Consider the following 11,112-nt stretch of genomic DNA (forward strand, 5'->3'; position numbering starts at 1 on the left):
ATCAGAGGCCGCTCGCGCGTACGCTACGGCAGGACGACGCACGGCGGCTGCAAGGTGATGGGCGTGCGTGGCAACAATCAATCATCGTGAAGTTGCGCAACAAAAATGCGGGAGTGATATGGATGAACGGCTGAAGCAGTTTATGGATGATTCTGAGCGAATTCGAGCTCACCTACGGGATTTCTCGGTGACGATCGTGACGATGACCGCGGAGCCGAAACCGGCTGCCATAGGTTCAGGGACACTCGTGAAAATCGGCGAGCGCTACGGCATCTTTACCGCCGCCCACGTCGTCCGCGACGTTCCGAAGGAACGATTCTGCCTGGTCTTCGCGGAACGGCAGGAGGGGCTCAATGCCTTTATTAGTAGCGTACGTCTCGAAGGAGGACGCACGTACCCGGACGGGACCTCTGATCTCCTCGACGTGGCCTTCCTCGAGCTGAGCGCAGAGGGCGTGGAGACTGTCGGACGACATAAGCAGTTCCTGCCCGAGAGCCGAATCGAGGTCGGTACAGCTTATCGCGATGCACGCTTCGTGGCGTATGGCACCCCGCGAGCGCTCCTCACTGGCCGCGAGAAGCAACTTGAAGCTAAGCCACTCTTCTATGTGACAGAAGCTACCAACGTTCGTGTGAACGGTCGAACCGTCGCCGATCATATCTTTCTGGAATATCCGGAAACTGAGAATATTCACCTTACTGACGGTTCCGTGTTCGGCCTGACGCCCAAAGAAGGCAGACTGGTCGCGGACCCTGCTGGAATCAGCGGCGGTGGGATCTGGACACCACGCCTTGAGGGCGGTGATTACTCGCAACCGGAAACGTTCGTTCTAGTCGGCGTTCTTACTAGCTTTACCCCCGAAGTCCGCCACATCGTTGGTAACCAAATACAGCACGCCCTTAAGGTTGCAAACAAGGCTATTGAGCGGGATTGACCGCCGTCCCGGGGACGAAGGAGCAAGCGCACAGCACGCTCCTTCTCCCCCAATACTACTGCCTTATGGACTTTCTACGTCAATGGCCACGAATCAAAACGGAATGGAGTCGTCGTAAGAATCAGAATCATTTCTGGAAGGCTGGCCGCGATTTTGACCATTATTTTGCTGATAGCCGCCTTGGCCACGACCTTGACCTGCACTGCCGGCACCTCGGCTGCCCTGATGTCCACCCTGGTTATCCCCACCACGGTCCTGATCCGAGTGTCCACCACCTTCACCTCGACCACCCAGCATCTGCATCTGCTCCGCGACGATTTCGGTCGAGTAACGATCCGAACCGTCTTGAGCCTGATACTTGCGTGTGCGAATACGACCCTCGATATAGACAGACGAGCCCTTCTTCAAGTACTCCGAAACGATCTCCGCTAAACGGCCAAAAAACGAGACGCGGTGCCACTCGGTGGCATCGCGCATCTCGCCCGACTGCTTGTCCTTGTATCGATCAGTGGTTGCGAGACGGATGTTGGCGACTGCATCGCCACTGGGAAGGTAACGCACTTCTGGATCTGCGCCGAGATTCCCGACGAGAATGACTTTATTGACTGACGCCATTTCTGGTGTCTCCTTTCCAAACCCCAAAGTGGGGATTAACGATGTGGGAGGTAGTGCACACTGTCCTTACTACCACCCTCTGGGTTTCTCGATTCACTGGAACGAGACGCCAGCTTCCGACATCCAACTACGCCACATCGAAAGTAACTGCATCAATCACAAATATACATACTTTTTGGATACCTAACTACAACTTCATTCAGCCTCGTACTCAGCCTCTCCACCGAGACTTTCGACGAGATCCGGGAAGAACCGCGACAACTCAGCGGTCATGATTGCGAAGGTCGAATGGAACACTGCATCAGCATCCTCAGCATCGAGATTGATCTCTTCCATCACCGCATCGAGAAAGACAAGCTTTTTCACCTGCCCCTTGTCAGTGAGGATGAAACTGGCGCGATCATCCCAGGTCATTGCGAGCTTGGTCGGCCGCTTGCCTTCCTCGATGTGCTGGCGGATCTCGTCACGCTCAAGCGACAAGCGTGAGTATTTGACCGTAGGCTTTTCGTCTTCTGTGCCCTTGAGTTCGCAGTCACGGTCGACCGTAAAGTTGTCTGGCGCCTCACCCGATGTCAGCCAATCCGCCATGGCTTGAGCGGGCGACTGATTGGTGCGAACGAGCGAGATGGGTGCAGTGGAGGTCGTCTCAATTAGCGCGGCCACGACATCATCGGCCTTCGATGGCGTGGACGTGTTCATCGCGATCCAGCCAGACTCAGCGTTGATCCATACCTGAATTGTCGCCTGCTTTGGAAAGGCGCGAGGGAGCAGCTCCATGAGTGCCTCTTCCTTCATGTCTTTGAGCACCTTGCGGCCCGGCTTGTACCCGTTCCGCTGCTCGTAGTCCTTCGACTTCTCCGCGACGGCTTTCTTGATCGCATCCCCAGGCACCGACTTCGTTTCAATCCGAAGTGCTAGTAGCCATTGCCGCCCCAAAGCATGCACGAGCGGGCCGCGCTCCTGAGGACTGACCCACCCGGCGGATTTCTGGTCCTGGCTCCCGCATGGCTGAAACGGCCGTTTCCCGACCAGTTCCTCCAGACGCTCAGCCGTCATGTCCCACTCGCGGGTAAGTCGATAAATGTGCAGGTTTGAAAACATGGTCAGACCTTTAGGCTGGAAACATAAATTTTGAATGCCTTACGCATGACAAGGCACCCGATTCAGATGTCAATGGAGGAGGGCATCTGGGCTCCTTTGCCCATACTGTCCATGGCAGTAGCCTTCAGATGTTCAATCTCCGCAGCGATGAGTGCGCCCGCAGTGACGAGCTGCTTGATACGTGACTTGTCGGAGAGCAGGCTTTCGGACCATTCGCGCGGCCAGGCTCCCGCCACCCACTTGGTGTCACCGAACAGGAAGCAGGCCGCGAGTTTCACGAGCTCGCCTTCTTCCAATGCTGCGTCGCTTTCGATCGTGAATCCGCGCATCCTGTGGGCTGCTAGCTCCTGTGCTATCAGATCCGTCGACGATCCAGCGTGCACCCGGGAATCGTCGGAAAATCGACTTGCATCTGCCGGTCTAAGCATCGGCAGCTTCCCGCAACGGGGCGCCAACCAGAACCGCGGGTGAGATCCGTCCTAACTCCGCGTCTGTCAGTGTCTGGATCGAGATTCCAAGCCGCGTGGCAGCCTGAGATGCCGTCTCTTTCACAGCCATACGCGCTTGGCGATATGCTCGGCCGCGGTTGATCCAGTTGATCTGTTCGTCACTGATACGACCGATACCACCGCACATCGCGCAGGGCGCCTCAGCCGTGATTCGGGTCTTCCCAGATTCCGGCTCGGTCACAAACCCGCAGCATCGTTTTTTGCCTTCGCACGAAGGACAAGAATGCGTTCGCTCCATACCCGTTCACCCATAGCGATCAGTTAGACTCGCCCCTATTTGGGCTTTAACACTTGTGTATAATACTATCAGTATTCGAAACGAACGTCACCAAACAACATTTACAATGTTTCGACTCCCGACACGCGTATCCGCGCCAGCCGGATTTGTCGACCCACGCTTTCTCGGGGTCGTAGGCCCGCAACTTCTGGAAATCGGCGATAGCGCCTATGCGCTCACAAGGTTCGAACTAGGCGCTCTTCACCGTCTGTTTGTCATCACAGAGTTAGCGGACAACGGCGGACAGCCCCTGTCGTTTGCAGCCGAGCACGTGGCAACGGAAGTGTTGCGCAGATATGGAACCGATCTTGAGCCGTGCAACGCCGTTTTCGTGGAGCACTATGATCCCGGCGTTTCTTTTCGGAGCGCGGCCACTGCGTGCTGTGAACGCTTTCTTGAGTGGAACGTTACCTGGCGCAACCGCCGAGCCGTGTTTATCCAACCGAAGCCCATTTGCAGACAGGGGACGCACTGAATGACCGCCATGCCGACTGTTCATGAACAACTCGCGGAACTTCGCGAACGAGTGGCCTATCACGCCCATCGCTACTACGCACTCGACGATCCCGAGATCGCTGATCACGAATACGACGACCTCTTCCGCAAACTCGAGGGTCTGGAGGCCGCGCATCCCCATCTGATCTGCGCGGAATCGCCAACACAGCGCGTCGGAAGTGTTCCACCTGACCAATTTCACCCTGCTGCACACGCGGTACCCATGCTGTCCCTCAAGGACGGGATGACCGAGGACGAAGTCATGTCGTTTGTTGAGTCGAACGCGCGAGAACTTGGTCAGCCGGAGGAGCGGCTCGAATATTCCGGTGAGCCCAAGTACGACGGCCTGGCCGTCGGGCTGCGGTACGAACAGGGCGTCTTTGTGCGGGCAGCAACGCGTGGCGATGGTGCCGTCGGCGAGGATGTGACCGCCCAGATCAAGACGATCCGCAATATTCCGCTCCGTCTGCCGGAACCGGTCGATCTTGAAGTGCGGGGAGAGGTGGTCATGCTCAAGCGTGATTTCGCCATTGTGAACGCGCAACAAGAGGCGAGGGGGGAAAGAAAGTTCGCGAATCCCCGTAACGCCGCCGCAGGCAGCGTACGGCAGCTCGACCCGCGCGTGACGGCTGAGCGGCGGCTATCCTTCTTTGCATACGGCGCCGTCCTCCCCGATGGCTCCGCGCCGCTTGGTGTGGCCTCTCAGGTCGATCTGATCGACTGTCTGCGTCGACTTCACTTTACGATCAGTCCGCTCGCCGCTCGCGTGGTCGGAAAGTCCGGGGTCAGGGAACTCTTCGCGCGTATTGGGGCGGCCCGCGCAGACCTCCCCTTCGACATCGACGGTGTCGTCTTCAAGCTCAACGACTTCGCTGCACAAGCACAGCTCGGCTGGAACAATCGGACGCCCCGTTTCGCGATTGCCGCCAAGTATCCCGCAGAAGAGCGTACGTCAACGGTGCAACAGATCGTCATCCAGATCGGCCGGACGGGCGTGTGCACGCCAGTCGCGAAGATCGAGCCGGTATTCGTTGGAGGAGTGACTGTCTCGAGCGTGACGCTGCACAACCTCGACCAGATCCGGCTGAAAGATATCCGGGTGGGCGACACGGTGGTTGTTCGTCGTGCCGGCGACGTGATCCCTGAGATCGTGCGTACGCTCACCGAGTATCGCCCCGCGTCCACTCCGGAGTATCAGATGCCTGCTTCCTGTCCGGTGTGCTCTTCAGCCGTGCACCAGGCGGCTGGGACTGCCTTTCATGTCTGCACAGGCAATCTGCGTTGCCCAGACCAGCAACTCTATCGGCTCGCGCATTTCGCGTCCCGGCTCGCCATGAACATAGAGGGAATGGCGGAGGGCACCATCAAAGCGCTGGTCGATGCCGGACTGGTCAAACTGCCGTCCGACTTCTACACGCTTCATGCAGAGGCGATCGCCCGCCTTCCGAACTTTGCCGAGGTTTCGGCGCGGAAGCTCGTCGACGCGGTCGCGGCATCGGTCGCCCCCGAACTGCACCGATTCGTTTTCTCGCTGGGAATTCAGAACGTCGGAGAGAAGACCAGCAAGGATCTGGCTTCCGCGTTCGGGTCCTGGCAAGCTTTCCGGAACGCTACGGAGCAGGATCTATACCGTGTGAGCGATGTCGGCCCAGTCACTGTGCAGAGTGTGATGGACTTCTTCGCCGACGCAATGCTCGGCCAGGAAGCCGACAGGCTTGCGGATTTGGTCAGGCCTCGCGACACGATCAAGCGTGAAGGTGGGCCGTTATCCGGCTGTACCATCGTGCTCACGGGTACGTTGCCATCGATGACCAGAGAGGAAGCGCAACTCATGATTGAGGCTTGCGGCGGCAAAGTGTCGAGCAGCGTTTCGAAGAAGACTCACGCTGTCGTCGCAGGAGAAGCGGCGGGAACAAAACTGGAAAAAGCGACGGCGCTCGGTGTGGCTATCTGGGACGAAGCGCGTCTTCGAAGCGAGTGTGCGGCACTCGCAGACTGAGTCGGGCCAAAAAAGGGCAAAGCCCCCGGCCGACCGGAGGCTTTGCCACACTTACGATCAGAGGGCGTCCCCTCAACATAGCGCTGCTGCATTACAGCTTAGCCTGTTCATCCTCTTCGGATCGCACCTGACAGTCGGGAATGGCGATCATCGGCTGATAAGTCAAAAATCGCCCCAAAAAAAAGCCCGCCGTACATAACGGCGGGCTTGATTGTTTAGTTGGAGACTATGGGTGCTTGCAGTTCCGACGCCTTTGCACCAACAATACTTCTCCACGCGGCATCACGTGCTGCTTTGAAGCTGTCACCCAGCAATTCACTGGTGCTGTACGGCTCGCCATTGTCGGCAGCGTTGAGAATGTCTTTCAGACCTGCTGCCAGAATGACCTCGTCGTTCGTGCTGAACCGCGCATCGAAACCGATACGTTCAGCGTCATGACGAGCGATCGCATCAAGAATCGACTGAGTCAATCCCGTCTTTCGGTAGTTGAGGTTCGTCGCCTGTGCGCTGGCCAGCAGTAGCGTTCCGAGGGCAGAGCCAAGTATCATCCCATCCGTTGTCGACGCGCTATCCGAGAATGCGTACGCGTAGCCTGGATCGGTCTTTGTAGGATCGTCTAAGGTCACCCGACGCGTCGACAACCCCTTCAAGGCGCGAGCGAAGAAATAGCCCGAACCGGCGCTATCCTGATCCCCTGTTGTAACTTGAAACTGGAGTTCCGGACGGGCGCCATACAGCGGATTGATCCGCATACCGATCGCAGCTATCGCCACGCGTTGATTCGCATATGGCGCGAGAGCGGGCAGCTTTTCGATAGCTTCCGTCGAGAACTCGGCCGAATGAAACAACGCTCCATACGCCGGCGCTCGTCGCTCATCGGCAAAAACAGGCGCGGTACCGCTGACGCCATCAATGTGTTGCTGCTCTTCGACTACTGCTTTGGGCATCCAGGTCGTTTCCATCGTGCACTCTCCTTATCACAGTTGAATTAACTTGCAGGAAGGAGATGAGGAACATTTTGCTATATCGGACTTGAGGTCACGCGACCGAGAAGAGAGACACGACACGACACGGAGAGGAATCATGCTCGCCGGATTTCCTGAATGGATGTCGGCGCGGTGACATACGCAACCACCGGGCCAGTGCCTTAGCCCGTAGCCAACCTGCCACCGTCCGCTCAGTCGTTTGGCCGGTACGAGAACCCTCCACGTGCGCCTTGTGGTGGCCTACCCACCATAGTCTCGCTGTCGTCGGCCGGCAGCCGACCAGCGAAGTCTTTGAAGTGCGCTTGAGACCCTACGAATTGGAGACCCACCGTTCCCGTTTCACCCATCCGTTGCTTACCAATGATTGCCTCGGCAATTCCACGGAATTGGGAGTCCGGGTTGTAATACTCGTCCCGGTACATGAAGATGACTAGGTCTGCGTCCTGCTCTATCGACCCACTTTCGCGCAGATCTGACATAAGCGGACGCTTGTTTGCGCGTTCCTCCACCTTCCGCGAAAGTTGCGAAAGGGCGACCACCGGAACGCCGAGATCCCGCGCCATTGCTTTTAGCCCGCGTGTGATTTCGGAAAGCTCCTCAACGCGCCCGCGACGCGCGGCCGACTCCGAACCGGACATCAGTTGCAGATAGTCGACGATGATCAGGCCCAAGCCGTGTTTTCGCTGGAATCGCCGCGCTTTCGCGTGCATCTTTGAGATAGAAATGCCCGGCGTCTCGTCGATGAAGAGTTTCGAGTTGTGCAGGCGCTCGACCGCTACCGTCAGCTTTGCCCAGTCTTCAGCGTTCTGCATTCGCGTGGGCGACCTGAGGAGGTTCAGATCGACCTTGCCGGCGCTCGACAGCGATCGAAGCCCAAGCTGGAGATTACTCATTTCAAGAGAGAAAACTAGAACGGGGCAACCGTCGACAATGATCGGCGCTCCGCTAGCGTCTACAAGCGATGTCACCCCCATACTCACGTTCTCTGCGAGATTCTGCGCCATCACTGACTTTCCCATGGCCGGTCGTCCGGCCACGATCACGAGGTCTCCATCCTGAAGACCCGAAGTCTTGTCGTCGAGCCCTTTAAATCCCCATGACCGTCCTGTCAATGGTGAATCCGCGCTGTGGCGTTCGTCAATCCATTCGAGTGTGCCACGGACGACTTCGGACATCGACTTCGGCTCGTCATCCACCGTCGATCCTTCTGTCAGATGCATCACCAGACTCTGCGCAGCATCCATCTGCTGTCGAACATCGCCCGGTTCGTATGCGAGCTCTTCCATGCGTCGCGATGCATCGATCAATTGCCGCTTCATGCGACGCTCGACAATCACCTCTGCGTACTTGCGAACGTTTGCGGCCGAAGGCGTAGCGCGTACGATCTCTTCGAGGTATTCGCGGCCTCCGGCCTGCTTTAGTACTCCGAGCGCCTCCAGTCGTGCTGTGACCGTCACAACGTCGGCAGGCTGCCCCGTCTGGACTAAGGTCCCGACGATTCGATACAAGATCTGGTTGCTCCGATAATAGAAGTCGCTGTCCGCCAACAAGTCCGCCACCTTGTCGAAACAATTGCCCCCTGTTAGCAACAAGGAGCCGAGCACGGCCCATTCTGATTCCGCGCTATGCGGCGCTTCATTTCCACGCATTCAAAATTCTCCGGTGAAGCGATAATCAACGGTGATAGTTGCCTTCGAGGATCTTGGCGAAGTTCTTCGGCCGCACGATCCATTCGAGGCTTGCGACGAAAGGCGCTGAGTCACCTCGAGGCGGAGTCCTACCGCTCAGGAAGGCGGAATTCCCACAATGACTTAGAAAATGCTTCCACCACGCCAACCCTTGCTCGGTCGTCTTGTAGCCTTCGCCGAGTTGATCACTTCGCGTGACGGCCATTTCGCGCCATCGTGTCCGCAAGAGCGCTTCCCGCTCCTTGTTCCATGTCAGAACTCGAGGGTTCGTTGGCATCAGCTCGTGATAAAGCGCGATGATCTCCTGCTGCGGGCACGAGGGTATCGCGTCAGCGGCTCGCGGCGGTCTCACAACGTCAGCGCTCTCATTACTTTCGAACAGGGTTCCGCTCCGCCCGTCGGCGGCTGCGCCGGCGACATGCATACCGGAGGTATGCATATTCATTGAAGCAGTTGCAGGTGCAGATGCAGTTGAAAGGCCATCGCTTGCCATTGCCCCCGATCGTGCATTGCCATTTTCCCGCTGCGATTCCGCAGGTAACTCGTTGTTCCAGCGACGATCCGCGCCGATTTTTCCGGCGGCAGATCGGACTTCGCGATTGGTCGCCTGCTTCTCTCGCTCCCTCTCGAGACGTGCCTGGACAAACCGGTTCGGCAAATCCGGGTGGGGATCGAAACAGGAGGCGATTTCGCCCCATATCTGCTCCATGTCGGCCACACTTTCACCGGCCAGACGTGCAAGTTTCGAGAACTCGCCCGGGATCGAGCCTTCGAGCCACGCGTAGCACATCAGGCGGACGTACGCGCCCAGCGCCTGATTGCTCATCACGGCGACGTTCTCATCCGAGAGAAAATCACGGGCATAGAACTGGAACGCCGGGGATTTTTCGACGGCGGCTCTCACAACCATCCCCCATTCGAATCGTTCAGGTCCTTGCGGGTCTCAGGCCTAATGGTGAAAAAGCCGAGCACATCTACGTCCAGCAGCGCATTGTCCGTGAGGGACTGAAGCTGCTGCTCGCCGCGATCTCGGTCCACACCCAATTTGTGCAATGCGAGGTCGCCCTCGAAGGGCAACGATTTGTACTCGCGCGAAAGCTGTAGCAACAGTTTGGCCGCATCCTTGCCGACTGCCCTCAGCCGCTCAGCGGTGGTGTCCCCCACGGGCGTCGGACTGCCGACCAGCACCGCTGAGACCAGCCGGTTATCCGTCGAGCTCACATGAGGGTAGTGGTGGTCAACGATATACCTGGCCACGCTCTCAGTCAGAAAGACGCAGCCCCCGCGCCCAAGCCGGCGCCGCCGAGGAAGCTGCGCCTCCGGAATCTTCTTCACGGTATTGGGATGGCTTCTGAGCCTGATCGCAACCTCCGTCGTTTTCATGAAGTCGCCGTACTGGTTGCACAGCTCCTTGGTGAGTTGATCGAGAGATTTCATGTGACTGTGATCCCGTTAGCGTAATTCGTTAGTATCGTTTTGCGACTTAACACGTCGCAATAATTTAACCTCAAAGATTGGTTACTGCAACCAAAGAACCGATAGTGGAATTTATAGAGCCAAATCGCACTCGTTTTCTGGCTCAGTCATCTCGGCGCGATTCGCATGTAATTGAGCCCGCCAACGCTGCGTCATTGCACAGGGTTGGGACGCCGTCCCTCTTGCTTTGGCATCTCGATAGTGTCGAGATGACGCTGCCAACGTGTGTTGCTCGGGCCAGGCCCCTCCCGCGGTTGCTTGTCCCTGTCGCGCATCACCGAACTGCATGCATATCGCGGCTCGGCCGCATCATTCTTGGGGAGCAAATCATGCTAACGAACGTTGAACCAATGGCTTGCGGCAACTGCGGAAGCGGCGGTTTTCGCATCTTTCGGCAAGAGCAACCGTATGGTTTCCGGCTTGTCGTTGAGTGCGAAAAGTGCAAGAGCACCTCGATCATTGAACCTAAACCGGCTGAACTGACGATCGAATTCGGCGAGCAGTCGGATGGTCGGCTTTGCCGCATGGAACCGAACGACTAAGGAGGCCGCGCCATGACTGTGGGACATCATTGCAATCACGAAGACAGCAGGTCGCCGGTGGTAGTCGATGTCGATCTTGCTAATGCAGCAGAGGTGATCGGTGCTCAGATGTACGCAAAACTGCCGGGTGGTGAGGTAGTGGTGGAGCCGGCGAGCGACGGACGCAGCGTCGAAATCGTCAAAATCATGGCCGGCACCGAGATCAGAGGAGATGGCACGCGAGCGATGAAAGTGGCGACCACCCTCGCCGACGAATTGGGGATCACACTGACGCTGACCCCGGACGGGAGCTACTATGTCGACGAGGCAGCGGCCGAGGCTCGATTGCGTAGCTTCTATTCGCGATTCGGATTTCGTTCGACGGAGGAGGGCGCCATGGTTCGCTATAGCGGCGCTCCGTTAGGCCGTCTCTGCATTTGAAGAATCGAACCAATTTGCTTCTGCTAAACGACGAAAGAGCAAAATACACAAGCCCGCGAGTCGACTCTGT

The 11,112-nt window shown here is 57.6% G+C and carries 11 protein-coding genes; 4 read left to right on the forward strand and 7 right to left on the reverse strand.

All coding sequences use genetic code 11. From position 1 onward, the window contains the following. Positions 1-67: 67 nt before the first annotated feature. Complete coding sequence (locus tag LDZ21_RS28425; RefSeq protein ID WP_244797531.1) at positions 68-934, forward strand: hypothetical protein; 867 nt, start codon at positions 68-70, stop codon at positions 932-934. A 93-nt stretch (positions 935-1,027) separates the two neighbouring features. Here LDZ21_RS28425 and ssb read toward each other — a convergent pair whose 3' ends face one another. From ssb to LDZ21_RS28440, 3 genes are all read right to left on the reverse strand, one after another. Further along, a complete protein-coding gene (ssb, locus tag LDZ21_RS28430; protein ID WP_244797532.1) occupies positions 1,028-1,549 on the reverse strand; it encodes a single-stranded DNA-binding protein in 522 nt (173 codons plus the stop codon). Positions 1,550-1,744: 195 nt separating this feature from the next. Beyond that, on the reverse strand, positions 1,745-2,650 hold the full coding sequence (locus tag LDZ21_RS28435; protein ID WP_244797533.1) for a recombination-associated protein RdgC: 906 nt from the start codon (positions 2,648-2,650) through the stop codon (positions 1,745-1,747). Positions 2,651-2,712: 62 nt separating this feature from the next. Further along, positions 2,713-2,979, reverse strand: coding sequence for a hypothetical protein (locus tag LDZ21_RS28440; protein ID WP_244797534.1), 267 nt, complete (start codon positions 2,977-2,979; stop codon positions 2,713-2,715). 932 nt (positions 2,980-3,911) lie between these two features. On the opposite strand from LDZ21_RS28440, the gene ligA reads away from it, so the two are divergent. Further along, positions 3,912-5,930 (forward strand): NAD-dependent DNA ligase LigA, encoded by a 2,019-nt coding sequence (ligA, locus tag LDZ21_RS28445; RefSeq protein ID WP_309958123.1) that lies wholly within the window; start codon positions 3,912-3,914, stop codon positions 5,928-5,930. 215 nt (positions 5,931-6,145) lie between these two features. Here the strand turns inward: ligA and LDZ21_RS28450 are convergent, their stop codons facing one another. From LDZ21_RS28450 to LDZ21_RS28465, 4 genes are all read right to left on the reverse strand, one after another. Next, positions 6,146-6,892, reverse strand: coding sequence for a hypothetical protein (locus LDZ21_RS28450; RefSeq protein WP_244797535.1), 747 nt, complete (start codon positions 6,890-6,892; stop codon positions 6,146-6,148). 215 nt (positions 6,893-7,107) lie between these two features. After that, entirely contained in the window at positions 7,108-8,565 is a 1,458-nt protein-coding gene (dnaB, locus tag LDZ21_RS28455; RefSeq protein ID WP_244797536.1) for a replicative DNA helicase, read from the reverse strand. 25 nt (positions 8,566-8,590) lie between these two features. Further along, on the reverse strand, positions 8,591-9,514 hold the full coding sequence (locus tag LDZ21_RS28460) for a YdaU family protein (protein ID WP_244797537.1): 924 nt from the start codon (positions 9,512-9,514) through the stop codon (positions 8,591-8,593). After that, entirely contained in the window at positions 9,505-10,041 is a 537-nt protein-coding gene (locus tag LDZ21_RS28465) for a hypothetical protein (RefSeq protein ID WP_244797538.1), read from the reverse strand. Before LDZ21_RS28465 ends, LDZ21_RS28460 begins: the two co-directional genes overlap by 10 nt. A 368-nt stretch (positions 10,042-10,409) precedes the next feature. Here LDZ21_RS28465 and LDZ21_RS28470 point away from each other — a divergent pair, with 368 nt between their 5' ends. Further along, entirely contained in the window at positions 10,410-10,622 is a 213-nt protein-coding gene (locus LDZ21_RS28470) for a hypothetical protein (protein WP_244797539.1), read from the forward strand. A 12-nt stretch (positions 10,623-10,634) separates the two neighbouring features. Beyond that, positions 10,635-11,042: a hypothetical protein gene (locus LDZ21_RS28475; RefSeq protein ID WP_244797540.1), complete on the forward strand. Its 408-nt coding sequence runs from the start codon at positions 10,635-10,637 to the stop codon at positions 11,040-11,042. Positions 11,043-11,112: the final 70 nt, after the last annotated feature.

It is taken from the genome of Caballeronia grimmiae (assembly GCF_022879615.1).
In the GTDB taxonomy this organism is placed as follows: domain Bacteria; phylum Pseudomonadota; class Gammaproteobacteria; order Burkholderiales; family Burkholderiaceae; genus Caballeronia; species Caballeronia grimmiae.

What these genes read in the sequence shown, in the direction of transcription:
- ssb (WP_244797532.1), bottom strand. Translation starts at nt 1,549, where the DNA reads ATGGCGTCAGTCAATAAAGTCATTCTCGTCGGGAATCTCGGCGCAGAT.
- LDZ21_RS28435 (WP_244797533.1), bottom strand. Translation starts at nt 2,650, where the DNA reads ATGTTTTCAAACCTGCACATTTATCGACTTACCCGCGAGTGGGACATG.
- LDZ21_RS28440 (WP_244797534.1), bottom strand. Translation starts at nt 2,979, where the DNA reads ATGCGCGGATTCACGATCGAAAGCGACGCAGCATTGGAAGAAGGCGAG.
- ligA (WP_309958123.1), top strand. Translation starts at nt 3,912, where the DNA reads ATGACCGCCATGCCGACTGTTCATGAACAACTCGCGGAACTTCGCGAA.
- LDZ21_RS28450 (WP_244797535.1), bottom strand. Translation starts at nt 6,892, where the DNA reads ATGGAAACGACCTGGATGCCCAAAGCAGTAGTCGAAGAGCAGCAACAC.
- dnaB (WP_244797536.1), bottom strand. Translation starts at nt 8,565, where the DNA reads ATGCGTGGAAATGAAGCGCCGCATAGCGCGGAATCAGAATGGGCCGTG.
- LDZ21_RS28460 (WP_244797537.1), bottom strand. Translation starts at nt 9,514, where the DNA reads ATGGTTGTGAGAGCCGCCGTCGAAAAATCCCCGGCGTTCCAGTTCTAT.
- LDZ21_RS28465 (WP_244797538.1), bottom strand. Translation starts at nt 10,041, where the DNA reads ATGAAATCTCTCGATCAACTCACCAAGGAGCTGTGCAACCAGTACGGC.
- LDZ21_RS28470 (WP_244797539.1), top strand. Translation starts at nt 10,410, where the DNA reads ATGCTAACGAACGTTGAACCAATGGCTTGCGGCAACTGCGGAAGCGGC.
- LDZ21_RS28475 (WP_244797540.1), top strand. Translation starts at nt 10,635, where the DNA reads ATGACTGTGGGACATCATTGCAATCACGAAGACAGCAGGTCGCCGGTG.